The organism is Pararhizobium sp. DWP3-4 (genome assembly GCF_049898205.1).
GTDB lineage: Bacteria > Pseudomonadota > Alphaproteobacteria > Rhizobiales > Rhizobiaceae > Pararhizobium.
The window spans coordinates 99,171-124,056 of record NZ_JAFCXF010000011.1 but is presented as its reverse complement, the minus strand read 5'-3'; the positions used below and the strand labels follow the sequence as shown (position 1 = coordinate 124,056).

Genomic DNA, 24,886 nt, shown 5'->3' with positions numbered 1-24,886 from the left:
GATCGCGGCATCGGAGGTCCGGCTTGCTACAGGGCTCGTATCGCGTCGATGAGACGCTCGGGATCAGTTGGCTTTCCAAGGTTTACGACGTCAGCAAGGAGGGGATGCCAAGCCAGCCCGCGTGTGTCCCTCGCCGAAGCTAGGACATACGGCACTCCTAGCTCCTTAAGGTGGAATGCGACCGGAGCAGCGTTTTCAGGACCTAGATTGACATCCAATACCGCGGCATCGGGGCGTTCGTTGTCAATCAAGTCAATCGCCTGCGATACTGAACCAACCGGGCCAAGCACCCGAAACCCGCCTTTTTCGAGGACGTCTTGCAGGTGCAGCGCGATAAACAATTCGTCTTCAACGACCAAGACGGAGCGCCTGCGCTCTGTAGTTCCGCGGGAAGTCCCCGTCATGTTCCCTCACAGCAATACATTCATCAGCAAAATACATCAGATCGCAAATGGGTTCCACAATCCAATATGTTCCGTGCACCGGCTGTTTCCTCCTCGATCGAAGATTCGCCAGATTTTGTCGTTTGGTCAGCATGGCGTATTCTTTTTGGATGGACGCCGATATCGAAACCGAAATCGAAATGGTCAGACGTCACGTGCTCCGTGGTGAGACCATTGTTGTGAAGCAGCATATGCTCATACAGCGTCTCAGAAACTTGGGCATTTCGACCGTCGAGGCTGAGCGACTTCTGGATACCTTTCAGAGTATACAGGCGTTACACCGACTGCATCTCTCTAGGATTAGTGGCTGACCGCAATGTCAGTTGCGAGTTACCGCTCGCCCATCCCAATAGTCGCTGGCTAGGTGCTCGATGCAGCGCCACTCGATTTCGCCGCGGCTCCGCTCCTTCCCAAACGACCGGTGAATTCGGGTGAACCATACTGTCGTCAGTCATCACCGTCTGCCTTGCAACACTCGCATTTGATTCCCAGGAAGTAATTCGATGACTTTTTCTCGATCCAGCTCCATCAAAGCGTTGACGATCTCGTGCTCCCCGAAACCCTTTCCAACCATTGGCACGCCTACAGCATAAAGGCTCGTGGCTTCGCCCCCCAGTCCTCGCAGTATCTCCATGAGTTCCAACCTGAGCTTGTCGTCGTGGTTCATTCACCGGACGTCCCGTTCAAAGCTCTACTGCCAACCACGGGTGAAGCCGATGCTCATCCCGGTCTGGGTGACGGCCAGTTGCTGTTTCAAACACTTGATGTCTGCGAGCAACGTTCCGATCGTCGCGCGCACGTCGCCATCGTGGAAGGCGAGGGACCTGATCGTAGGCATGGCTTCTCCTGCCACTGTGTGTAACCAGTGGAAATCGTGTGTATAACTTGTTGATTATCGGCCGCATCGCCAGTGACGTTCTTATTATGTTCTTGATTGAAGGAGAGTCAAGACGGCCAGCCGAGCATTCGCAAAATAGGGCCTATGAACAGCATCAAGGCGACGCCGACGGCGAGGAAAATCAGCGCAATAAGGATGATCTCACGAGGGCGCTTTAGCATCACTGATCCTTCAAAACCTCTCCCTTTGCATCAAGCACGATTTTCAGCGTGCGGATCATCTCTGCCAGGTCGAGCAGAACACCCTTCAGGTCATCATTGTTTCCGGCGGCCTCCGCCATTAGCGCCGCTATCTCGATGTCTCGAAGCGGATCTTGTCCTCGGCGACCCGGGCGAACGCCGGACTCGACACGCATCTCGCGCACCATTCGTACACCCCGATCGATCAATCGTCGGCGTTCATCAATGCCCAACGTTATGAGACCGTTTGCTGCACGGATAAGTTCGGCTATAAAATCTGTGGTGGAACTCAATGGTTCGTCCCTCCCGATCGAGGGAACAATACTGCTTCCTCTGTTAAAAAGCCGCCACTCCCGGCAGGAATGGCGGCGCAATATCTCTCACAATACATGCTTGCAATATATGAAATGCAGTACCCTCTCTCCCAAGAGTACATATATTTCACTACTAATTTAGGGGTTTTGCAAGTGCTTTTACTGGGCTGTAATAAATGTATAATTCTGGCTGGCTAAATGGGGGGCGAACCCGACATCCCTATCTGCAGCTCGTTTCGTAAGCGCAGAGGTTAGGGGCATCTCAGGGGCTGGAGTAGAAGCCAGGCGACCGACCTGAAGTCATCACCTCACGCCGCTGCCAGTACATCCGTGGTCAGCAGCGCGAGGGACTTTGTAGCAACAATATAGGCATGAATCCCGGCCGAGCGCGCCACATCCGAGATAACCGCTTCCGGCTCTAACGTCGCGGCGACCAGCCGTTCTTTATCTTCGCCCAGCGCCGCCGACGCCCGACCGACGTGATCACCTCAATATGCTGCTTCGTCATAGGACTACTCCTAGTACTACCACTAAAGCACTTTGCATCTATTCCGCCTCATATCCTGCTGCTTTGAAGAAGTTCTGGCATTCTGTGATGGAGAAGAGATCGCAGATGTCGCCGAGAGCGCTTGAGAGGGCATCAAAGGTACGTGCTGCGCGTTTTCGCAACAGGGCCTTGAGTTTGGAAAAGGCCATTTCGATGGGATTGAGGTCCGGCGAATAGGGCGGCAGGAAGAGAAGCCAGGCGCCTTTGGCCTTGACCAGTTCCTCGGCTCTCCGGCTTTTGTGGAAGGCGACATTGTCGAGGATCACGACGTCGCCCGGCGACAGGCTCGGTGCGAGCTGGGTTTCGACCCAGGTTTCGAAGATCTTGCCGTTCATGGGCCTGTTGACGATCCAGGGTGCCGTCAAACCATGGCAGCGCAGGCCGGCAATGAAGGTCTGGGTCTTCCACGAGCCGAACGGTGCATGGGTACGATAGCGCTTTCCCCTTGGCGACCATCCCGTTCGCTTGGTCAACTTCGTATTGGTCGAGGTCTCGTCGATAAAGATCAACTGCCCCAATGCTTTGTTGAAGAACCGCTTGCGCCGGGTGATCCAGAGATCACGCGCGCGGGCGATCTGCGGCCGCAACTGCTCGGCTGCCTGCAGGCTTTTTTTTATGGCTGAGCCCCAGCCGATGCAGAAGACGGCTGACTGTCGAGCGATCGACCAAGACACCACGCCCTGCCAAAGCGACGCACAATTCGTTCAGCGTCAGATCGCCGTTCTCTGCCAGGCGTGAACGAACCCATTCTTCATGTCCCGTCAGCTTGCCGCCGCCCAGATGCCCCTGCCGGGCAGGCGCAAGCGCACCGGACGCCCGCTTCAGGATCACCATATTGTTCACAAATCTCGGCGAAACCCGGAAATGTCGGGCGGCTTCCCGATGACTATTACCCTCCTCAACAAACGCAACAACACGCCCACGCAACTCGATCGGATGCGGCTTGCCCATGGTCGTTCTCCTTCCACGGGCCAAGTGAATCACAAATCACCAACTTTGAGAATCCTGAATCAGGTAAACCGCAACCTGCTTTAGGACTTCCAATGTTCGGCATCACATCACTAGACGGCCGTCACCGTGGGGATACTTCCTAGTTGTTGACGTGTCATATTTTTAAGACTCATAAAAATAGATGGGTTAGTCAAACAGCTTTAGCCTCGCTCCGGCTGCGTTCGCCTCATCCATAGATGCGTCCAATGTCGCCTTGAGGATGCGCAGCTCGGCCATAAGTCGCGGTCCAAGCTGCTGTTTTTGCCACTCGCCCAATTTATGCTGCCATTCGGCGACCTCTACGATCAGCTTACGCGACCGCTCTAAGGTTTCAGGATTGACCACTCTTGCAGCACGCTCCGCATTTCCGGCAAGTTCCACCAATTCGACGGTGCTTACTATCCATGTCGGAAGAGCAGTTCGCAGCGTTGCCACCTCAAAAACGACGGGTTCATCAGCCGGATAATTTGTCATTTGAAGTCCTAGTGTTGGAACGAGGTTGCGCTTCGGTCGTTAGACGCAGGCTTGAACGCTACTAAACCGGCCGCGGTGTCTTTTGTTCCGATGTGGAGATATTGCAGCTGCCATTGAGAGGAAGGGCTGGAGATTTCGTCATTAACCGACGCGGTGATCTCGTTGTCGCGCTACGCGTCTAGCTGCAACCCGTGCGGCCATCGCCTGGTATGTCGGGGCTAAATGGACTTTGTGGGCTGATGAGGCAGAAACTCTTTGAGCCGAGAGCGGTTCGTCATAACCGGTTCCCGCTGCTGTTCCAGCGGCACCCTAAGGCTGTCCCTCGCTTACATTTGACACGACCGTCGCGTTGCGCTTCGCGACTATAGATAATACCGCCGCCGTTTCTTCTCTCGTCCAACCCGCACGAAACGCTTCTTCGATTAGTTGCTGAACCTTACCGTCCAACGCCAAGACACAATCAGAGTCGCGTGCTGCGTACTGGCCATCTTGGGCCGGGGGTTTCACTGGATGAACTTGGGATTCCTAAACAGTGTTGTCATCCCATTCACCAGTTCCATTACGAGCTCAATCGATCACTTCCAGACGAGGCAATACCGGCCTCCTCCGCAGCCGATCGAAAAATCATACGCGCTTCTTCGATCGGCAAAACTCCTTCTAGGGCTTCCATGCAGACCACCCTACATTTTTGATACAGCGCGCTGCCTTCCGTCGGCCAAATCGTTAACAGGTAGTCCAAGGCGTCTTGCGGTCCTCCTACAAGTACCTTGCCACTCTCAGGGAACTGTAACCCAACGGGATTCATCCAAGAAATAGTCATCGATACTCCACATCTGCGACAACGCGAGGCGAGCGCCGCACCATAGTCAATGTAAAAGGTTCGCTTCCTTCGCGGCGACAATGAATATCTCGCGGGCCTCCTCGGCATCCTTGCGCCCTGCGATCGCAGCGCGGCAAGACTGCGCGCTCTGTACGCGCGCGAAATCCTCACCGAGGATTTTGGAATGAGCCTCTAGGGTATCTCGTCGACGCGGCGCGAGAATCTGACTGGTATAGTCAATGGGATTGATATGGATGTCCGGAACCACGCAACGGACCCAAACATTCCGACAGATTACGATAACCGGAACCATCGGCCGCCGCGCCGCCAATCGTGCCAGACTGGAAAAGCGCTTCGGGGTGGAGAGAGGAGTGGGCCGCTCGTGTGGTCCGTGTGTTCGAGCATCAGTCCCGTTCGAACTTAATGTCCGCAGATCTGACGTTGGAAGTGAGACCGCCATGGGTTTGCATCTCGACCGGCTAGCCACACAACATGGGATCAGCCTTGACACGGCCGTCCCCCGACAAGGCGGAAGTACCAATTGCCGACGAGACGAAGTGGAAGGTTTTTGCCGCGTTGGGCGTGGATGAAAAATCGGGCCAAGCGCCTCTCAAAAAGCAGCCACCAAAGGTCATACCCAAATCGTACATGCCGAATATCCTCGAAAGGGCGCGCGTCTGGGGTATCAGTCTGCAACTCTACGAATTGCGGTCCGGGCGCAATTGGGGCATCGGGGACTTTGAGGACCTGATCGAATAGGGCGGCATGAAGAGAAGCCAGGCGCCTTAGCCTTGACCAGTTCCTCGGCTCTCGGCTTTTGTGGAAGGCGACATTGTCGAGGATCACGACGTCGCCCGGCGACAGGGTCGGTGCGAGCTTGGTTTCGACCCAGGTTTCGAAGATCTTGCCGTTCATGGCCTTGTTAACGATCCACGGTGCCGTCAAACTATTTCAGCGCAGGCCGGCAATGAAGGTCTGGGTCTTCCACGAGCCGAACGGTGCATGGCTACGATAGCGCTTTCCCCTTGGCGGCTATCCCGTTCGCTTGGTCAACTTCCTATTGGTCGAGGTCTCGTCGATGAAGATCAATTGCCCCAATGCTCTTGTTGAAGAACCGCCTGCGCCGGGTGATCCGGAGATCACGCGATCAGATGGAGGGCAGGTCGACTTAGCTCGTGGGTCACACGGATGTCGTGCCCGCTACCCCGAGCTGCGTATTGAATTTCTGCGCAATATGATCGGCGTTGCCACGGAGAAACTGTCTGGCGTTAGCGGGAAGAGCGCGCTCCGTCTCGCCCACCTCGACGGCTATCGCGACGCGATTGGGAAACACAACTGGAACGACAGAGCTCCGGATTCCAAAGCTACGAACAGACAGCTATTTTTCATGCTCGCCTCGCATGGCGGAAAGTCTCACGCAGCCGTCCTCAACAGGCCTACTTTCGAGCATTTCGAAGCGCTCCATCGATGATCCAGTAGAGGCCATGGGAGTAGCAGGCATCTGTAAGAGTCAGGGCCTCGCAACTCGCCGTGGATCGATCGGGTAAAGCTATCGCGGCCGAAAACATCACAGGTAGTGGAGCATCGGGGGCAGGCGATTGCATATCCTCGACGTCAATTTCCTGTTCCGCCCGTACCCAATGCTCGGCATGGCAACCATCTGGGTTTCCTTCAGTTTCCCACAACGAGTAGGCGCGTTCTTTAATGCGTTCACGGTCAATCATGACTTCTCCTCTTTTCAGTAAAGAACCAGGGAAGCAAGTCAGAGTTCCATGGAATCGACATCGGGGCCTGTCGGCTATCAATTAACCCGTCAAAGCACCTCGCTTCCAGCCGCCGGCCAAGATGAGCTAGCGCGCGGAAGGCGCGCGGGAGGAGGCGCCCTATGACCTTTGAAGGGGAACGCGCATGCGAAGACGCCGCCACAGGCCATCGGCCGGGGCAACCATGGTCCTGCTGCCCGCGCTTGATAATGGCAAAGGCTTACCGGCGCTGAAGGGGTCTTCGCAGCCGGAAATTAAGGTTCCATCTGGGCCTGCTAGGTTGTATTAGCCGATTTCGGGGATCTGGCCAATTCTAAACGCGATCGTTTTGGGTCGGTAGTCTCCAACTGCCGTGTCCACAGCCTGCTTCCACACAACGATACCATCATGTTCCCCAGTGATCGATCAAGCTTCGGCCACGGCCGCCTCCGCCATTCCTGAACAGCGGGGACGCCGAGATGTAAAGCCGCATCATCAGCAAGACCAACATGCTCTCGTTTGTTGAGGCCGAACTTGGTGCAGAAGGTATTGCGCATGATTGTGAACAGCCAGGATCGCAACTGTGTTCCCCCCGGAACCTAGTGTGCGTTGGAAATGCCTTTTACCAATGTTTCCTGCACGAGGTCGTCGATGACGCTCGGCGAAGAGTGAAACCGTCGCGCAAAGTTCCGCAAAGAGGGAACATGCTCGAGGAGTGTGTTTTAGCATGGAATGTTGGGTCTGACTCATATTTAATGATTTCGCGGTCGAAACTGGCGCGGTTATCAGAAAGGAATCAGCAAAATCCATGGCGCCGGATGATGCTCTAAACGTCGTCGGCGTTGACGATTGGGCTTTCCGCCGCAATCACCGCTATGGCACCGTCGTATGTCATCTTGAGAAGCGAAGGATTATCAAACTTCTGCCCGATCGGGAGATCGCGACAGTTTCGACGTTCCTTGCTCAGCACCCCGAAATAGCGATTGTTTCCTGCGATCGAGGCGGCGGCTATCGTGAAGCTGCCGCCAAGGCTTTACCCCATGCCATGCAGGTCGCAGATCGTTGGCATTTGATGAGAACGCCAGCGCGGCGTTCCTCGACGTCGTGCGCAAATCCATGCGAGCGATCCGTACCGCGATTGGTGCTGCGACGATCAATCCTGCGCTACTCACTTGCGCTGAACGACTGCAATATGACAGCTATCTGCGGCGTGAGGACGTGAATTCGACAATCACCAAGCTCCTCCGATGGCGTTCCATAAAGGAAATCGTGCGACAAACCGGCTATAGCAGCGGAACAGTTCGCCAGATCGTCCGCGGTCACAGAACTGATGTGTTCCGTGTCAGACAAAGCTCCCTTGAGGCCTATCTGCCGCTGTTAGATCAACTCTGGGGATCTGGGCAGCACAACGGCGCTGAACTCTGGCGACAGCTAAAGTGCAAAGGCTTCCGTGGTTGTTCTCGTGTCGTCGGGGAGTGGGCCGCAAGGCGACGGCGGTCTGAGCGGGTCTGCGATCAGCAACTTCAAAAAGTGCCATCCGCCAGAACGATTGCCCGATTGATGACAACTGCTCGCGATAAACTGAGTAAAGCTGACACAATCACCATTGCGGCCATAGAAGCCGGCGTTCCCGCCTTGATCCAAGCCCGCAATCTAATTGATCGGTTCCAGACAATGATCCGAAGGAAGGGCAGGACAGAACTCGACCCGTGGATCGCTGATGCGCGCGACAGTCTTTTCGCCCCCCAAGAAAAGGCAGCGGTGTCGGCCGCCATCACCGAACCTTGGTCGAACGGCCAGGTCGAAGGACAGATCAACAAGCTGAAGCTCGTTAAAAGGCAAATGTATGGGCGTGCCAAGCTGGATCACAGTTGGTCCTGGCGATGCGTGTCGGTCTTCTGGAGTTGCCACTCGGGAGCAGCTCTGCAAGGCGCGCTTCGAAGAGCTACAATTATTGTTGTGTCGGGGCTGGGATCGGAGGCGCCTGCATCCGAAACCGATCAAGCAGCGCCAAACGTTGATGTCGCTCTGGGCTTAGTGGTTGATGTCTCGACTTCGACCTGCCGCCGCCTTGAAGTCGCCTGAGGTCACCAAGGCCCTTCAAGCAACCCCCGTAGCCGCATTCCAATCTATTATGAATTGGTGAGCCCACAGAGCAAACGGACCATCCCGGCCTGGACAGGATTGGCGGCCCCGATGATGCAGAAGCGCCGCCGGCCTTATCAGGAGCATGGGTGCCGGGGGGTCGCAGAAGGGGCGGAACGACCATTTCCTCGGCGACCAGCGTAGGAAGCCGGCTCAACGACAGTTTTCTTAATGGACACATATCGCGCGAATTTGTTGAGTGGGCGGTCGTATAAGGATACTTATCGGGCCATTACAGTCAGCGCCTCGGACTGTTAGTCGACCACCTCGTCGCTGGTCATTCGGTCTCTGCAGTGGCAACGACCTGGTTCCGCCCCTGACTCTTGGCAAAGTACAGTGCGTGATCTGCTTGGCTCTGGAGGCGTTCAGCGGAAATGCGTCCACACTGTATAGTCATCGCCACGCCGATGCTGACCGTCACAATTGGCATCACGCGAGACAGAGGGTTGGGGAGGGACGCGGCCTCGACCCGTTTACGGATGGTTTCAGCTACCGCACAAGCAGCATGTTTGTCAGCGCCCGGGAGCAGGACCAGAAACTCTTCGCCTCCATAGCGGGCCACCTGATCATGATCATCTCTCAGGCTGCTCTGGATTATTCCGGCAACCTTCACCAGGCTGCGGTCGCCCTCCGCATGCCCAAGGCTATCATTCAGGCACTTGAAATCGTCAATGTCGCACATCAAAATCGCAGCGCCCCCTGAATTTTCTGCTGCTTTCCAACATTTTTTAAGCCGCTCCATCATCGAGCGTCTGTTAGCGACCCCCGTCAACGGATCCGTTCGCGCAAGCAGTTCGAGCCGGGCATTAGCATCAGAAAGATCGGCGAGGCGACTGCGGTCGCGCAACTCCAGCAGGAATGTTTTGTGCGCGAAAATCGTTGCTGTTCGGCGCGCCACCAAGGTTGCACCAATGCCGCTCGCGAAGAACAGGGTTCCTGCCACTGCACTTCCGGGCTGGATGTCCGGGTTTCCGAGCTGAAACACGAGGTAAAGACCGACAGCATACGCGCCGATCACCATAGCCCAGCGGAGCGGAATCGGAAAAATGACGATAGCGGTCACAGCGACGAAAAGCATGATCGTCAAATGCCGCTCGTAAAACTCACCACCCGTAGCAATCCCCACCAAAGCAACGGACAACAGAATAAAGAAAACGCCAACTAGCAGGACTGTTGCCTGCAGCCGCACAGCCCTTCGCTCGCGAAAAAAAATCGCGACCGTTACGGCGGCGGGTGGGAGGATCGCGGCCGGCAGAAGCATCGACACGACAATCTCGGCAGGTAGCAAGAATGCGTTGAGACATAGCGTGAGGACGTCGAGAACAATAACCCAGATCATCCATGCCCTTATGATCTTAGACGTCTGAGGCCAGGAGCGCTCTTGGAAAAAACGCGAGAGCTCGCTGTTTAGATGGATGTCTCGGGTTCGGCCGCCAAGTTGGCGCGCCACCTCGTCTCCGATGACCGCAGTGGGCCGTTCGAGAGCGTCGTACGGCGGTGCGCCCTTGGGTTCTCCAGAAGCTCTGATCGGTTGCTCTTCCATCTCAACACGGTTTGCTAAACCTAAACGAAAAATTGGATGCATCGGTTAGCCTCGCACAGCCCGACATTCAATGCATGATCTCACCGGCACCGCGCATTTGACGGTCAGATTTCCTTAGGGCGCTGTGTGTCAGGGCGAGGCTCACGCCCACTCCGCCGGTGGGCGACGGGCCCTCATTAAACCACAGATGCTTGCGCACTCTCCAGCCAAAAGAAAGATGCCAAATTATCAATCTGAATCTCCCCCCGCTTGCTGACGAGACTTACGCGGCAAATCTCCCATCACAGCATAGTTTTCGCCTGAGTGTCGCCAGTGGAGCCGGCCGGGACAATCGTTGACCCGAATCACCCGAAGGGAAGCTCATCGATGGTTCTGATGAAGTCTGATAACTATGCTCCCATGTTCTCGATGAGACGCCAAGAAGCTATTGATCTCCGTTCTCACTACGCCTAACCGATTGATATGTCGGGCTTGTTGAACACTAAAACCGGGTTTTCTTGCGAGTGCCTCAAGCGAGTAGATATTCGAATCATTCAACATCCCAGACATTTGCGGCTCCTTTCACAGCGTGAACTCGCAAGAGCGACGGTATGTTCCGAATTTTCACCAAGCTGCGGGCTGCGTGGCAGCGGGTTTTCTCGGCTTGGATGCGGCGAGGTCGTTCTCAAGCGCACGTTTAATGGGCGCGCACTTTCGGTGAAGTGGTTGGGGTGTTCGTACGCAGGGATGCGGTTGATCTGTCCAACCTCCATTCGATCAGCCGCTTATGGATGCCATTGGCCGCATGGGCAGGTACACATATGCCTGCACCCGCGATGAGTTTGAATCGAGACGTTTAAACCGCAGGAATGGGAGCCGGAAGACCTCGAAGGCTGCCACGGAATGACCGGTGCCAGACATTTTACTGACATCAGCGGCCAGCCGTTCCAGAAGCTCTTAGGCAAGGCTTGAGCTAGTGCATCCGTGTCAACGAACTGTCCGAGGACAGATTGTTCGTAGGGGTGCCGAGGCTAATCGAAAAGTGGTCTCGGCTGTGCAAAAGGTCTCGGAAAGCCAGTCTGAAGAAGATGAAGCCTTCTTCGTCGGTGGCTTCAAAAGCTTGGTCGCCGACCTGCACGCCGAAGGAAATCTGTTCAGCTACAATTTCTCGGGCGGCAATGATTGCTTCACTTCGTGCAATTTCCACATTTCGCCTGTTGCAACCATGTTTTGGCACCCGCATTCCCGTTCTTTGGTTCCGTCCATGAAACCTTTGACCCGTCGGCGAAATGTTGCATGGCTAATGAACCAATCACACCAGAAGTGGTAAACAACGGATACGCAATCATTGATTAGACGCGAATGATTCGCTGATCGTTTTCGTAAGTAATGAAGCGCGGCTTCACTTGAGCCATTTGTTCCTTCCCACGGCAGACTGGTCACATCCCCTACCAGTCTGCCGGTTCTTTTTTCCGTGCGGCTTTATGGCTTAGGGTTTGTTCGCGAAATTTGCTTTGGCGTCTTCAGCAAGCTTAATCTGCAGTTCACACTGCCGGATGGCTTCTAAGCCTTCCCGCTCTAATTCCTGCCCTTCGTCTGTATTGCCCGTTGCGATTGCATCGGAGAGTAGTTGTATCGCTATATCCGCTTCCTCAATGGCTTGTTCTGCTAACATTTTTTCTTCAGCGCCAACTGCATTAGCCGAGGTTTCTTTTGCGATGTCCAAGAATTTCTTGGCATAGTTCAAGTTGAATTCGCTTCTTTCTTTGAACCAGTCAAATGCAGGCATGTCAAAAACCTTCCTTTTAATTCGATTGATAAATTAATAACAAAATTACTGTCCACTAAATTACTGTCTACTAATATGTCGCTTCAGATGTGAGTGTGCAACGAAGCTTAGCGAAATCTCTTTGCATCACCCGCTTTTGCATTTTCCGAATGGGCAAGGCTTTGTCTGTAAATTGCTGCACCATCATCACAACTCATCAACAGCTGGTCTGGAAACACTTGAACCCACTTCACACCATCAGGCGAGCGCTAAGGCACGTTAAGCTTGGCGGTCTACGCGATAAGACAATAAAGCGGAAGGATGCAGCCAAAACCACGGTAGCCGTCGATCCGGTCATCAACGGCACGCCGCAATACCTGGCCTATCCCTCCCAGCTTTATGCTCGCCCGGCAGACGACCTCAACAAGCGGGGTCTTCGGCGGCGATAATTCCGGCGGCGAATCGAAGTCCAGCAACGAGAACCTCGGCGGCTCTTGCCCCGTGTCGACCAAGCGTTTCCGCTCGGCACTTAATGCTCCCTGTAATGCTCCGGCACGGGGCGTGCGCGTCGACGTCGATCTGACCAACGGCCAGACCGCGTGCTATGCCGGTTTCGCGACGGTTGCCTCCAACAAGGCGGGGGCTCTCCCTGGCGGTCCGGATCAACGACGATGACGTGGGATGTTGTATCAACAGATCCGACTGGTGAATGCTGTTCACGTCAATGAGTTCAGCAGAGCCACCACAGTTGGTCCTGGCGATGCGTGTCCGTCGCTGCTTGAGCAGAGGTTAAAGTTATTGTTGTGTCGGGGTTGGGATCGGAGGCGCCTGCATCCGAGGCCGATCGGCGAGAGCCCAACGTTGATGTCGCCCTGGTCTCGGCGGTCGATTTCTCAGCTTCGACCGATACCGCCACCGCTGACCTGCAGCGGACTGGTCATGCCGCCTCGCTCTGATCCATGCCGTGCGGTTCGGTATACCCCCCTGGGAGCAAGGCTCGCCCTGGTCACAATTCTCTGCGGTCCTTGTTTGGTTCTGGCGGTCTCCGGCTGTTGAACGACGAGAGCCGGGAGGCGTTCGAAGCTCTGCTTGCTGCGATCGATAGGCACTGGCCGGGAAGGCCATAGAGACGCAATTCGATGTTGCCAAGTTTTTCCGGTTCGGCGTCAGCCACAAAATTGGGGATTGCCATGACGCTTCCAGCAATGAATGTGAGAGAAAGCGTGACGCCCAGGAAAGGCAGGATGGGGTATGTCATCGTTGGCTCCTGCGTTTTCAAAACCCAGACCGCACAAACCCCACGGCGGGCATATGGAACGGTTTCTCATTGGGCTTTAGCGAGAATTCCTGACCAGAACCGCTTCCCCATCCGGGAGATGGTGGCTGCAGCGTAGGCGTGCCACGAACTGCCAGTCCTGACGCGTTTTAAAAGCTCGCTCGCTTCGGACACGATCTTTGGCGGGTAAATCGCTTCCGCTCCATGGGGCTTACGGACATGATGGCATTGGTGGCAAAACTGTACGGGAACTTTGTTCAATACTGCGGGTTTGTCGGGCTAAGGAGATCGCAATGACCGAAGAAAATGAACGTCCGGAACAAGACCCAGCAGAGGGGTCGCGCGAAACGATCGAGAAAGATCTGAAGCGGCAGGAGAAGTCCAGCCAGCCCAATGAGGAAACAAATGGCAACGGAAAGGCAACGCCCGTTCCTTCTCCGGGGGCAGAGGCAGCCGAACCATCGCCCGAATGACGGAAGTAAGGGGCATAGAACGGGCCGGCTCGTGTTGCCTCTTTTAAATGCGGGCGCCCCATTCTTCGCGTTTGCCAAGTCCGTCGTGCCAGCCGGTGATCCTGCATTAAATGCGATGGGCTGTGAACATTTGAGCCCGACAGTGGTTGATTGGGTAAAACAGCTCCCCGGTGACCCTGGGTTCAAAGGAGACTTGCGATGCAGACCATCGATGATTGGCTTGATGACAGAGTGCAAGACGTCATCGGCGTTCCCGGACTTCACTACGAAAAGGCAGATTTCCAGCCCCAGGCGAAGCAGCTTTGGATCCAGGCGCAAGCAGCTGGATACAGCGCGACGCAACTGAAGGACGCTTGCGGGGGAGACGTCGAGCAATACCTGGTCGAACAGCAAAACGCCATGACTGACGTGGCTCGACAACGATAATGCACTGGATAATCGTCACTTTAGGACCCCATTATGCAGATCAAAGCAATCCTTTTTGATATCGACGGCACCCTGGTTGATAGCAACGACATGCACGTCGATGCTTGGAAAGAAGCTTTTTCCCGCATCGGAGTAACGATTGAGCAAAATGTAATCCACGACCAGATCGGCAAAGGGGCCGATATGCTTCTTCCCGCGCTCCTCCCGGACCTGGATGACTTGGGACGAGAAAAGCTTGGCGAGGCGCACAATGATATATTCAAGGCCAAGTATCGGAGCGACGTGCAGCCCTTTCCTCAGGCACATGACCTTTTAGCTCATGTGGACAGACTCGGACAGAAGGTCGTGCTGGCTTCTTCCGCCTCGCAGGACGATCTCGATTACTACCTAGACCTTCTTGGAGTTCGCGATCTTATCGCAGCGACGACAAGCAGCCGTGACGTGAAAAACACCAAGCCGGCACCTGATATTTTTTCGACAGCCCTCTCTAAAGTGAAGGGGATTTCTGCTTCAGAGGCAATCGTCGTGGGGGACACGCCATACGACATCGAAGCCGCCCGAAAATGTGGAATTGCCACAGTCGCGGTTAGATCCGGCCGCTTCACCGACGAAGTGCTGGTGGAAGCTGGTGCGGTTGCCATTTACGATGACGTGGCTGCTCTACTGGGCGATTATGAGCGCTCTCCGCTTGGCGAATGACCCGGCGCGCAATCGCGGAGAGATGTAGATGTTAGATAGCAGCGTTCCAGCACCCGATCTTGAGGCCCAGCCTTCCGGCAATATGTCTGAGGAGGATAAACGGGAAGTCAGTGACAGGGGCGCCGGATCGGCCAGGGTGGTTCACGAGGTCGTTCGGCTGCAGGGCGACGAAGAGCTCGACCGTCCCGCCCGGTCTTTATTGTTTTCCGGGTTCGCGGCCGGCGTGGCAATCTGCGCTTCGATGTTGGCAGAGGCATTCCTTTATATGCGGCTGCCCGAAGCCCCATGGCGGGAGCTGATTGTGTCGCTCGGGTATACCGTCGGCTTTGTCGTCGTTATCCTTGGTAACCTGCAACTGTTCACTGAAACCACTGTGACCGCAGTTCTTCCACTCGCAACTCATTCAACCGGCCGCAACTTTGGCAGGCTTCTGCGCTTGTGGGCCTTCGTGTTCCTCGCAAACATGGTAGGCACCCTCCTTGTCGCCGCGTTGATCGGCAATCAAATCATCGTCGGACCCGATGAGCTTGGCGCGGCACTGGAAGTGTCCAGAGCAATTCTAAAGCATGATTTCCTGAAAACCTTGCTGTTGGCAACACCGGCAGGTTTTTTGATTGCCTCCATTGCATGGATAGTGCCCAATGCCCGCGGCAACGAGTTCTGGGTCATTGTCTTGATCACTTACGTGATCTCACTTGGCGGTTTTAGTCATGTCGTTGCCGGCTCCGGTGAAGCCTGGTTGCTGATGTTGGCGGGCGAAACGACGCTATTCGGGGCTGTCGGCGGCCTTATTCTCCCCGCCCTCCTTGGCAACATCATCGGTGGCACTGGCCTCTTTGCCGTGGTTGCTCATGGCCAAGTACGGGACGAGATTTAAAGGGCCGCGAGCGGGTTGCAGCGGCCAAAAGGACGTTGATAAGCCCGGTTTTGCCCCGCATGCTCGGCTACGGCGACCGCTCCAAGAGGCAAGTTATAGCGCCGCCGATAATAGCGCCTGCACCGAATGCTGGGGTACAGCCGTCGTTGTTCCGCCGATATTCAGGACGGCGATCCCTGTAACCGCGGTGACCATTGTAATAGCCTCGTCTGTTGCGGTCCCCGGCGATATTGAACCTGCTCGCCGCAGAGGCCTGAGATGCCTAAGAGGTTGTAGATGTAATCATCGGAAAAGCCGCAGCACTCGACGAGCCGATGGATGTTAGCGTCGAAGAATTTCAACGGCGCACACGGACAGTTTTCTGGTCAATGTCATACTCCTTCGTTTTGATCGCATTGAACTATTTTGCAAACGGATTGGTTCCGCTAATGAGTAAAATCTATGCAGTAAATACCGCCCGATCGGTCTTGCGCCCAGCGCGGTGCTAATGGCCGTAGCTAGTAGGCCTCGTGGAGATACCTGTGCGCAACATTGATTTCAGTTCTTGGCAAAGTTTACTGGTCACGCTAGCCGGCTTGATGCTGGTTACCCTAATCAGCCTCGGCATTCGCCTGATAATGATGTTTACGATCCAGCAGCGCCGCGAAAGGATGAACCGACAGATCAACGAGCGGCTGCGCACTCTTATCGCGGCGTATAAGACACTCGGTGGTTCGTTTACCGGCAATCTTTCCGTGGATCCGGCACACCTGCGAGATCTGATCCGACGAGAGCCGCCGGTGGATGAAGATGACGCAGATTTGGACAGCGTAACCGTCAGCTCTTTTGCAGGCTCGGACAGAAAGCGGCGTACGCGGGACGCCGTCGAGGCAGCGTTATCGGACGTCATATTGCTGGGGACCGAAGAGCACGTCCGCCTGGCCGTCCGCGCAGCGGGCGACATGGTTGCAGGGAATTCTGTTCATACACATGATCTGGTCGTTTCACTTCGTAGTTTTATTCGGGATGCGCTTGACCTTGATCCAATCCCTGCCGACCTCGTCGTTCACATGCAAGGGCCGGCTCGCCTCTCTGGCTCCTCGACCAAGAGCAAAGGCGATCGTGAGAAAGACGAACGCGGTGGTGGCGCCGAAACGGGAGGTGGAGGAGGTGGTGGCGCCAATATCGGGGAAGTACCCACAGACGAAACTCCAGTAGGCCAAAACCCCAAAGTTTGAGCTGGTGCAAAGCGATGACCACCGGCACAGTCAGTTATGGAAATCAGTTTTAACTATCAGTTTCTGCGGAGTAGAGCTTTTAGTAACAGGGGAAGTGTGCATCAGGATGCGCCTGATGCATCAGGTGGCGCACTCCGATAGGCGGGCAAACTTTAGGAGCAACTTCTTTAAGTCGGATTCTGTCACGCGCCCAGCCGCAGCCGCAGGCGCCAACCACACCGCTTCGCGCTCGGCCATTTCCGGGAACCGTTTACGCATTCGCCGGACCTTAATGAGAAACACGCCAACGTTTGGCCGTACTTCACTCCCGTCATTTAAGACCTTCGCGTAGATGAAGCTACCGAAGCATTTTTTCTTCACCCGGCCGATCACTCCCGCTTCTTCCCAGGCTTCAAGCTTAGCGACCCTACGCGGCTTCAACCCAGAAATAGGCCAGCCCTTTGGAATCATCCAGCGCTTCGTTCTACGCGTCGTAATTAGTAACACTTCAGGCCCCGCAGACGTGGCGCGGAAACAGAGCGCTCCATATTGCTGAATTTTTTGAAGGACGACCTCAACATCAGTGTTGTGTTCAATTATCATATGCGTCTAACTATTTGGCGGGCTCGAAGTTCCTGTGGAGCCGGGGCAGGACGGCGTTATATTGGTCTGCCCCAATGTTTATGAAGACGAATACCGTCAGGCTTGCTGGGAGTAGGTTTCAACCGTGCAGTCTTTTCGCCTCCAAAAGCCTTGGAGAGGACCCTTTAACCTGCTCCCGGTTGGGATGTGTGCGTCGCGCGAAGTGCAACCATTTTCCTGTAGGACCAGCCGCCCGGAACGATTTGGCCATCTCTGAGGTAACGCGCATAGGACAGCATAACGCAAATCGGGCTACCAGCTGCTTGGGTGATTTCTCGACAAAGGAAATTATGATGGACCAAGGAACGCCATGAAACCTCTTATATTATTCGTATACGTAGATGCAATCGTGCAATTGGCCTGATCATCACAGACGGTACACTCACGCTCGCGAAAATCGGACCGGAACCCCAGTCTCCAGTTCAGAGACCAGCTCGGAGACGGCGAATGACGGACCCACGTGAGGTCCGGTGCTCAGGTTCGAGGGCAGATTCAGTCTGGCGCGACAGGCGATATTCGGCCGGGTATTCGATCCAGCTGCAGCACCCGTGGAAACTTATGGCGAGGCGGGAGGGCAGCCGATGACAGCCCAACAGACATACATGGCCGTTAACGACCACACGGGCGTAACACCTGACGTCCAGAAGAACTTCGCAGATGCAACGCGAGGCCCCGGCTGCGAGATAATTCAAAGTACGATCCGTAAGCTTCACCCTGTCGTCGTCGTGATTGTTTCGCTTATAACGATCGGAGTTGGTCTTGTCCTTTTCGGGCTTTTTGGGGGCAAGTGGTTCGGCAATGGAGCTGCCGCTTTTACCGTTTTATACTTTTGCTAAATCGCTGGTTAAGTCGCGGATGCGATTGATCGGGTGTTTCCAAACAGGCAATGCCATGCTCAAGCAATTCCCGCGTCCTCTAAATTACCCGATCGGTCCGGCTGAATTTGAACGTTGTGAAGCACTGAGGAATCTGGGCATCCTTGACACGCTGCCAGACAAAAATTTCGATGCGGCAGTAAAACTGGCCCGCTCTTCGTTTGACGTGCCGGTTGCTCTGGTTGCGTTGCTCGATGAGCAACGCGAGTGGTTTAAGGCGGTCACCGGGTGGGATGTCATAGAAGCTCCGCGCGAGTTGGCACTTTGCAATTACACCATCAACCAGGATGACGTGTTCGTCGTCGAGGACGCAGAACTTGATGCTCGCTTTGCGAGCAACCCGCTCGTGACCGGCGAACCGCGCGTAAGGTTTTACGCCGGGGTACCCATCGGACTGAACGACGAGCATCACTTGGGCACGCTGTGCATAATCGATACAAAGCCGCGTGCGATGACCGAAAAAGACGTTGATCTTTTACGTACCCTCGGAGACTTCGTTTCCAATCTGCTGCGTCAGTTTCATCAGGATAAGGTCGAACAACGGCTCACGGAACAACTGGGCGTGGAGCGCGAAGAGCACGCCGTACGGGTGATGCAGTTGCGCGACAAGCAGGTCCTTCTCGAGTGCGCGTCGGAACTGGCTGCGATCGGATCCTGGGACTACAATCACGCGACCGGTCAGATTGTTTGGGGTCCTGAAACGCGCCAAATCTTGGATCTCGCTCCCAACGAAGACGTGACCATCGACGGTATTCGCGGTTTATTCATCGGCGAATTTGACGCAAAATGGAGACGCGAAATCCTAGGATACGCCGCCTCGGGTAACTCGTTGCTTTTCGAAGGTAAGATTCGAACGCGGAACGGCGAGGAAAAATGGGTCCGTGTGCTCGGGAAAACCGAAAACAACGGCGACACGGTGAACAAATTCGGGTTGCTGCAGGACATTACGAGAGAACGGAAAACACAGGAACGCATGAATGCGATGGTTGAGAGAGACAGCCTCACCGACATTCCCAACCGGTTCAGTCTTCTAAAGCAGCTTCGAAAACACCAGCGTGATACGGTGCCATTCGCTTTTGCGATGCTCGACATCGATAACTTCAAAGCGATTAACGACACCTTCGGACATTCAGCTGGAGATAAATGTCTCAAGCGCATAGCGCGGAAGCTGACGGCGCTCGAAGCTTCCGGCGCGTTTGTGGCGCGCATCGCAGGCGACGAATTTGCAATCATCTTGCCGACCGGCGTTGATCGTCGCCAGCTCGATCGCCGGGTAGCAAAGATCGTTGAATCGCTCTCATTTCCCATGCGCTTTCAAGAGCAGACGCTAAACCTGACCATTTCCATGGGGATTACGACCCATAGTGCCGGGACAACATTTGATCCCGACGCGCTGATTGCCGAGGCTGACCTGGCGCTTTACGAAGCGAAAATTCAAGGCCGCAACCGCCACGCCTTCTTCCGTGCGCAGATGAAATTTCTTGCCGAGGAAAAGGCGCAGACCATTGTGGACATCCGCAACGCGTTGCGATCGGGCGAACTGGAATTGTTCTACCAGATGAAGCTATTTCTGAGCGATGGCAGCCGGGCAGGGTTCGAGGCCTTGCTTCGCTGGCGCAAAAAAGATGGCAGCGTTGCAACGCCTGAGTCTTTCCGACCCGCGCTGGAAGATCCGGTGCTTGCGGGTGAGATTACGCGTTTTGTTGTGCGATCTGCTCTCGATCAGGCACGGGAATGGATCGATAGAGGGGACAGGGACGTCTCCATATCCATTAATGTCGGTCCGCATCAATTTCGCGACATGGGGTTTTCTGCCTTCCTGCTGGCAGAGATCAAACAGCGCTGCTTGCCCGCATCCGCCATAGAAATAGAAGTGACGGAAGACGTCTTTATAGGACGGGACGCAGGCGAGGTTCTAAAAGCGTGCCAGAAATTTACCGAGCAGGGCCTTCGGATATCGTTCGACGACTTTGGGACAGGATTTGCGTCGCTAACGCATCTTCTGGATTTCCCTGTGCGCGCCATCAAAATCGATCGCTCATTCGTAAGCCGGCTCGGCGCAGAGGAAAGGGCCGGCGCGTTCCTCAAAGCTGTCTGCGATCTCGCACATTCCTTATCGATCGAGGTGGTGGCTGAAGGCATCGAAACGATGGAACAAAGTGAGCTCCTCAGGTCTATCGGCTGCGACTACGGACAAGGGTACCTTTTCCATCGTCCGAGTCCCGCGCGCGATATAACGCCTGACAATAAATAGGACGACATTTGCATGCAGTATATCTTCGACCCGATAAGCAAGGCTGTAACGATTATCTCGGGTTCGGACCTCGTAGTTCTCAACGGACCTTTCAAAAATCAACGGGAAGCCATCGCGGCAGCACAGAAGTATACATCCGATGCCAAGCAAAAAAACGATCAAGCCGGTGAGAAATAACAATAAAAAATAACAGAAGATGCTGGATATCTGCTATCGTCAGCCTTGAAACGGGGCCACGCTGAAACTGATCGCGTGAGTTTTGCAAGCAAGCAGGTTGCTTCCAGATGAAGGAGGAAATCGGAGCGAAATCCAATGAAATTTTTGTTGGTTGAAGATGACCCACTTGTGGCGAAGTCAATTCGGCGCGACTGGCCCACTCCGTCAGACCACATTGATGTCATTACAACTTTTGCTCAATGCGCTAGAATAATTGCAAGCGAGCAGATCGATGAGTACGACGCTCTGATTGTCGACATGAACCTCCCCGACGGGAACGCTGTGCAAGTGCTGAGCCAGTTGCGTCTCCGTTCCGAGTTGCCCGCAATTATCATTTCAGGAAGTGGAAGTCCCGAGGTGCGGGCCAGCACATTGGATATCGGGGCCGACGATTACGTGATGAAGCCTTTTTCGATGCGGGAACTTCAGGCACGGGTATCGCGAGCTGTCATCCGTATGCGGGGGCAAGAGACAACCGACCGAATCTTCGATTTCGGCAATTTTCAATATTTCCCAAAGACAAAATCGCTGAAAACGCCCAACGGCCATCTCGCCTTGACTAACATGGAAGGTCGGCTGATGTTTCAGCTGGTGACGAGCACTGGAAAGGTCTGCAGCCGCCGGCAGCTTTCGGAAACGGTCTGTTTTCGCCCGTTTCGGTCCGACGACAAAACAATAGATATTTATATCGGCCGCCTGAGGACCGCATTTTCCAAATTCATGGATGAGGAGGTGATCGAAACGGTGCGTGGTGCCGGCTATCGATTTCTGCTGAAGCCGGTCGTTTGAAAAATTCTTCAGCCCTGCCAGCGTTTGGTCTTCAGCAGGTTCCGTTCAATCGCAGCCACAAGGTCTTCGCGTGAAAACGGCTTTGCCAGGGTCTCGCCAGCTCGCAACAAGGCTGAGGCCCAACGCTGATCGGAAGCCAAACCTGACATTACGATTACCGGTATGTGGGGGACCGCCTGCCGACAGGCCTCAACAACATCGGCTCCAGTTCGCTCTCCAGGCATTGCAAGGTCCGTCAGGACGAGTTGTGGTCGCGCATTTAGAAGATCGATAGCTTCTGCGCCCGTGCCAGCTTCTCTGCAGGTCAAACCGATTGATTTCAAGATGAGCGCAACCTGCCGGCGGATAAGGGGGTCATCGTCGACAATCAAGACGTCCTTGCCGCTGACCGCTTCAACCACATGGTTGGCCGGCTCAATTACTTTGGCCTTGGGACGAGAAGTGCCAGCTGGGATATAGAGCGTTGCGGTTGTTCCGGCCCCTGGGGCAGATTCCACAACGATATCTCCACCAGACTGCCGGGCAAACCCTTGAACCATGGAAAGGCCAAGACCCGACCCTCCGAGATTTGATTTCGTGGTGAAAAATGGATCGAAGATTCTCGGCAAGACCTTCGGCGGGATGCCGACGCCATTATCTCGTACGGCAATGGTGACGTATTTCCCTGGCCGTAGTGACAGCCCGCTAAGCATGGTTTTGCTTTGATCGAGACGCGTCGAAATCGCAACAAGGCCCTGCCCATCTATGGCGTCACTCGCGTTTTTAATGAGATTGATTAGAGCAGACGTCAGTTGGGCAACATCGATCTCGGCGACAAGGTTTCGGCGACTGTAGTCAAATTGAAACTGCACCTCTTTCCCACCCACCGTTCGAACTAGCCGCTCGATTTGTTGGATTGAAAAGTTGATATCGACGGCCGCAGGCTGAAGGTTTTGCCGTCTTGAGTAGGCCAGAAGCTGGGACGTCAGTTTTGCCGCACGACTGGACGCCGTTAGGATGTCCCCAACGACATCTTTCTGATCAGGATCGGTTATACTTCCGTCCAGGTGTTCCGCGGCGCTAAGGATTACAGTGAGCAGGTTGTTGAAATCATGAGAGATACCCCCCGTCATTTGAGCGATGCTTTCAAGCCGGGATCGCTCCGCGCGTTCGCGTTCGACGTTGAATTCCTGCTCCCAGTCGCGCAAGATCGACATCGCCCGGGTCTGGCCGGACTGCAAGTTGGAAATGATCGAGGTTATTTCCAACTTGATGGGGCGCCCTGACTTGTGACGGAATATCAGCTCGCCTGTGAACACCTGTTGCTGCGCGCGCTCGGCCACAGCCAACTCAAGTTCATCGTCTTCGGGAAAAAAGAAATCGTCCCGGTGCATGCCAACTATCTCGTCGGGGTCGTAGCCCAACATATCGCAGGCGGCCTTGTTTGCTGCGATTATTCTTTGGGCTCCTTGCCCGCGAAGATCCGGCGATGTGAACATTACTCCGTCAAGTGTATTCTCGAACAGGAATCGGTAGACAAGGTCGCTTTGGGCTAGTTCATCTTTAATAGAGCCAATGCTGACCAATTGCTGCGTCACCACCTGCAACCTTTTTTCCAGCTTCGTCAGAAGATCGAGGAGGCTTTTTTCCGTTACCAGCGCAGACGGCCGGAGCACAAGTACCTTTTGTGATTTCCCATCGGCAGCAGTGAACCGCACAAACCCCAAAAAATCGGCATGGTCAGAGTTACGATGAGCTTTTTCCATTGCGACAATGTCATAAGGTTTCCGTGTCGATGTTAACGCGTAAATTGATGCGATTTCACCGGCGAGCCCGCCTTGACACCGCAACGCCCATTCCACGGAATCTTCAGGGGAGTTTTCCTTCAAAACGAGTGCCGATTTCGCATCCAGCTCGTTGTGCTCCAGCAATTCGCAGAGCTTTTTGCTGATTGGATGAGGTTCACTGGAGGATACCTCCACGATTAAATTGATCAGCGGCTGACGGCGCTTCTCGATGGAATCCTGCGTTGTCTCCAGGGCGATCGCCATCACGCCTTCCACACCCCCGTCAGCAGAAAAAACCGGGCTGTAGCAAAATGAAAAATAGCACTCTTCGATGCGGTCTTTCTTTTTCAGGGGGAGAAGATGGTCGGAAAACTGGTAGGGTTGCCTTTCCAGTTTAACCCTATCCAAGGCAGGTTTGAGAAACTCCCAAATCTCTGGCCAGCTCTCGATAGCGGGAGCCCCAAACGCTTTAGGGTGCTTGTCGCCGTAAATCCGATTGTACCCATCATTGTAAATCTGGGTGAGATCCTTCCCCAGCGCGAGCCAAATCGGAAAGGTCGATCCCAGAGCGGTTTTCACGAGCGAGCGACGCTCCGCTGGCCATTGTTCGAATGCCCCAAGAGCGGTCTTTGACCAGTCGAACTGTTCTAGCAACGTTAGAGTGTTCATATTCCCTCTACAGTTATTTGCGTCGTCACACGCAGTGTTTACGTCGTACACGGGTGGGGGGTGCTCGCGCGGCCGACCAGATTCTTAGTACAATGAGAGGGTAATCGATTGAATTTACACCAATCTCTCATTTGCCGAGTTTAACAACTCCGTCACTTTTTGTTTCCGCATGGAGTTCAACAATCGTGCACGCGATGTGTTGATACTAAACATGAAAAAAACTATGTCTCGAAGGTCGCTGCCGCTTCCGATCAAAGGGCGAAAAAGAGATTTATGTGCAAAGCCGTAGTGCGACTTGTCTATTATCTCTATCCAAAGCTACCGATGGTGACGTGCCGTGCAGTTATCGTCAATATCACAGAGGGGTGCGCTTAACTGCGGGACTTTCACCGACGTTCCTAACCACTTTTACGTTGTCATAGGGACATTTATCTACGCGATCGGCTGCGAAGGGTGGTAGCGCACCTATTAGCAAGAAAAATGTCGTCGATAGCTGCACTGCCATCTCCTCCATCTAGCTGGCGCGGAACACGTTTGTGCCAGCTTCTCTTGATGTCGTGAACGAGGGCAGTTTCTGCGTCTCACCACTTTCAATGGCTCTCTAACTGCCGATAGCTACAAAAGTTCATCTTTTGTTTTCAAAAAATGAAACCACGTCACATTAGTCGGCTTGGTCAAATGCTGACACCTTACAAGCGTTGAACGTGTGAAACGGCCGTCCGGATTTGACATAACCGGACTCAACTTAACGATTAGCGTGAGGGGCTGTTACCTGCCGACACATATCGAATCTGGCCAAAACACTGTTTCCCGACACTGTTGTAGACCGGTGCCAGTCAACCTGCGTGTATCGTCGACCTCGAAATGCTTTCAAACAAAACATTAG

The 24,886-nt window shown here is 54.5% G+C and carries 24 protein-coding genes and 3 pseudogenes; 10 read left to right on the top strand and 17 right to left on the bottom strand.

What is annotated here, in order from left to right; genetic code table 11:
- Positions 1-26 precede the first annotated feature (26 nt).
- The 8 genes from ACP7E6_RS24160 to ACP7E6_RS24125 form a co-directional block, all read right to left on the bottom strand.
- Entirely contained in the window at positions 27-359 is a 333-nt protein-coding gene (locus ACP7E6_RS24160) for a response regulator (RefSeq protein ID WP_426232227.1), read from the bottom strand.
- A gap of 538 nt (positions 360-897) precedes the next feature.
- Complete coding sequence (locus ACP7E6_RS24155; RefSeq protein WP_426232226.1) at positions 898-1,110, bottom strand: hypothetical protein; 213 nt, start codon at positions 1,108-1,110, stop codon at positions 898-900.
- A 24-nt stretch (positions 1,111-1,134) separates the two neighbouring features.
- Entirely contained in the window at positions 1,135-1,281 is a 147-nt protein-coding gene (locus ACP7E6_RS24150; RefSeq protein WP_426232225.1) for a hypothetical protein, read from the bottom strand.
- Between the two features lie 220 nt (positions 1,282-1,501).
- A complete protein-coding gene (locus ACP7E6_RS24145; RefSeq protein WP_426232224.1) occupies positions 1,502-1,753 on the bottom strand; it encodes a hypothetical protein in 252 nt (83 codons plus the stop codon).
- Between the two features lie 627 nt (positions 1,754-2,380).
- A protein-coding gene (locus tag ACP7E6_RS24140) for an IS630 family transposase (RefSeq protein ID WP_426232223.1) occupies positions 2,381-3,332 on the bottom strand; the annotation gives its coding sequence in 2 pieces (ribosomal slippage) (positions 2,381-2,995 and positions 2,997-3,332; 951 coding nt in all).
- Positions 3,333-3,518: 186 nt separating this feature from the next.
- Positions 3,519-3,845, bottom strand: coding sequence for a hypothetical protein (locus ACP7E6_RS24135; protein ID WP_426232222.1), 327 nt, complete (start codon positions 3,843-3,845; stop codon positions 3,519-3,521).
- Positions 3,846-4,404: 559 nt separating this feature from the next.
- Entirely contained in the window at positions 4,405-4,650 is a 246-nt protein-coding gene (locus tag ACP7E6_RS24130) for a DUF982 domain-containing protein (RefSeq protein WP_426232267.1), read from the bottom strand.
- 61 nt (positions 4,651-4,711) lie between these two features.
- Positions 4,712-4,933, bottom strand: coding sequence for a DUF982 domain-containing protein (locus tag ACP7E6_RS24125; protein ID WP_426232221.1), 222 nt, complete (start codon positions 4,931-4,933; stop codon positions 4,712-4,714).
- Between the two features lie 236 nt (positions 4,934-5,169).
- Between ACP7E6_RS24125 and ACP7E6_RS24120 the strand changes: the two genes are divergently transcribed.
- Positions 5,170-5,424, top strand: a complete 255-nt coding sequence (locus ACP7E6_RS24120) for a hypothetical protein (RefSeq protein ID WP_426232220.1) — start codon at positions 5,170-5,172, stop codon at positions 5,422-5,424.
- Positions 5,425-6,101: 677 nt separating this feature from the next.
- Here the strand turns inward: ACP7E6_RS24120 and ACP7E6_RS24115 are convergent.
- Both ACP7E6_RS24115 and ACP7E6_RS24110 read right to left on the bottom strand, forming a co-directional pair.
- Complete coding sequence (locus ACP7E6_RS24115) at positions 6,102-6,389, bottom strand: DUF2934 domain-containing protein (RefSeq protein ID WP_426232219.1); 288 nt, start codon at positions 6,387-6,389, stop codon at positions 6,102-6,104.
- A 617-nt stretch (positions 6,390-7,006) separates the two neighbouring features.
- A pseudogene (locus tag ACP7E6_RS24110) lies at positions 7,007-7,105 on the bottom strand (RNA polymerase sigma factor); the annotation flags it as partial.
- A gap of 119 nt (positions 7,106-7,224) precedes the next feature.
- Here ACP7E6_RS24110 and ACP7E6_RS24105 point away from each other — a divergent pair.
- Positions 7,225-8,273 (top strand): annotated as a pseudogene (locus tag ACP7E6_RS24105) (ISL3 family transposase); the annotation flags it as partial.
- A gap of 556 nt (positions 8,274-8,829) precedes the next feature.
- On the opposite strand, the gene ACP7E6_RS24100 reads toward ACP7E6_RS24105, so the two are convergent.
- The 4 genes from ACP7E6_RS24100 to ACP7E6_RS24085 all read right to left on the bottom strand — a co-directional run bounded on the left by ACP7E6_RS24100 (position 8,830) and on the right by ACP7E6_RS24085 (position 13,100).
- Positions 8,830-10,137 carry a GGDEF domain-containing protein gene (locus ACP7E6_RS24100; protein ID WP_426232218.1) on the bottom strand — a complete coding sequence of 436 codons (1,308 nt, stop codon included), beginning with the start codon at positions 10,135-10,137 and terminating at the stop codon, positions 8,830-8,832.
- Positions 10,138-11,047: 910 nt separating this feature from the next.
- Positions 11,048-11,317: a DUF6894 family protein gene (locus ACP7E6_RS24095; RefSeq protein ID WP_426232217.1), complete on the bottom strand. Its 270-nt coding sequence runs from the start codon at positions 11,315-11,317 to the stop codon at positions 11,048-11,050.
- Positions 11,318-11,563: 246 nt separating this feature from the next.
- A complete protein-coding gene (locus tag ACP7E6_RS24090) occupies positions 11,564-11,863 on the bottom strand; it encodes a hypothetical protein (RefSeq protein ID WP_426232216.1) in 300 nt (99 codons plus the stop codon).
- Between the two features lie 985 nt (positions 11,864-12,848).
- Positions 12,849-13,100, bottom strand: a complete 252-nt coding sequence (locus ACP7E6_RS24085) for a hypothetical protein (RefSeq protein WP_426232215.1) — start codon at positions 13,098-13,100, stop codon at positions 12,849-12,851.
- A gap of 311 nt (positions 13,101-13,411) precedes the next feature.
- Here ACP7E6_RS24085 and ACP7E6_RS24080 point away from each other — a divergent pair, with 311 nt between their 5' ends.
- From ACP7E6_RS24080 to ACP7E6_RS24065, 4 genes are all read left to right on the top strand, one after another.
- Positions 13,412-13,591, top strand: a complete 180-nt coding sequence (locus ACP7E6_RS24080) for a hypothetical protein (protein WP_426232214.1) — start codon at positions 13,412-13,414, stop codon at positions 13,589-13,591.
- A 198-nt stretch (positions 13,592-13,789) separates the two neighbouring features.
- The gene (locus ACP7E6_RS24075; RefSeq protein WP_426232213.1) at positions 13,790-14,017 is read left to right on the top strand and encodes a hypothetical protein; all 228 of its coding nucleotides are present in this window, start codon (positions 13,790-13,792) and stop codon (positions 14,015-14,017) included.
- A gap of 33 nt (positions 14,018-14,050) precedes the next feature.
- Positions 14,051-14,716, top strand: coding sequence for an HAD family hydrolase (locus ACP7E6_RS24070; protein WP_426232212.1), 666 nt, complete (start codon positions 14,051-14,053; stop codon positions 14,714-14,716).
- 28 nt (positions 14,717-14,744) lie between these two features.
- Positions 14,745-15,593 carry a formate/nitrite transporter family protein gene (locus ACP7E6_RS24065; protein WP_426232211.1) on the top strand — a complete coding sequence of 283 codons (849 nt, stop codon included), beginning with the start codon at positions 14,745-14,747 and terminating at the stop codon, positions 15,591-15,593.
- Positions 15,594-15,684: 91 nt separating this feature from the next.
- Here ACP7E6_RS24065 and ACP7E6_RS24060 read toward each other — a convergent pair.
- Positions 15,685-15,807: pseudogene (locus ACP7E6_RS24060) on the bottom strand (BA14K family protein); the annotation flags it as partial.
- 307 nt (positions 15,808-16,114) lie between these two features.
- Between ACP7E6_RS24060 and ACP7E6_RS24055 the strand changes: the two are divergent.
- A complete protein-coding gene (locus ACP7E6_RS24055) occupies positions 16,115-16,810 on the top strand; it encodes a hypothetical protein (RefSeq protein ID WP_426232210.1) in 696 nt (231 codons plus the stop codon).
- A 120-nt stretch (positions 16,811-16,930) separates the two neighbouring features.
- Here the strand turns inward: ACP7E6_RS24055 and ACP7E6_RS24050 are convergent, their stop codons facing one another.
- On the bottom strand, positions 16,931-17,392 hold the full coding sequence (locus tag ACP7E6_RS24050) for an NUDIX hydrolase (RefSeq protein WP_426232209.1): 462 nt from the start codon (positions 17,390-17,392) through the stop codon (positions 16,931-16,933).
- Positions 17,393-18,190: 798 nt separating this feature from the next.
- Between ACP7E6_RS24050 and ACP7E6_RS24045 the strand changes: the two genes are divergently transcribed.
- The 3 genes from ACP7E6_RS24045 (at position 18,191) to ACP7E6_RS24035 (ending at position 21,565) form a co-directional block, all read left to right on the top strand.
- The gene (locus ACP7E6_RS24045) at positions 18,191-20,560 is read left to right on the top strand and encodes a sensor domain-containing phosphodiesterase (RefSeq protein WP_426232208.1); all 2,370 of its coding nucleotides are present in this window, start codon (positions 18,191-18,193) and stop codon (positions 20,558-20,560) included.
- 12 nt (positions 20,561-20,572) lie between these two features.
- On the top strand, positions 20,573-20,737 hold the full coding sequence (locus tag ACP7E6_RS24040) for a hypothetical protein (protein ID WP_426232207.1): 165 nt from the start codon (positions 20,573-20,575) through the stop codon (positions 20,735-20,737).
- Between the two features lie 135 nt (positions 20,738-20,872).
- Positions 20,873-21,565 (top strand): response regulator, encoded by a 693-nt coding sequence (locus ACP7E6_RS24035; protein WP_426232206.1) that lies wholly within the window; start codon positions 20,873-20,875, stop codon positions 21,563-21,565.
- 8 nt (positions 21,566-21,573) lie between these two features.
- Here the strand turns inward: ACP7E6_RS24035 and ACP7E6_RS24030 are convergent, their stop codons facing one another.
- Positions 21,574-24,000 carry an ATP-binding protein gene (locus tag ACP7E6_RS24030; protein ID WP_426232205.1) on the bottom strand — a complete coding sequence of 809 codons (2,427 nt, stop codon included), beginning with the start codon at positions 23,998-24,000 and terminating at the stop codon, positions 21,574-21,576.
- Positions 24,001-24,886: the final 886 nt, after the last annotated feature.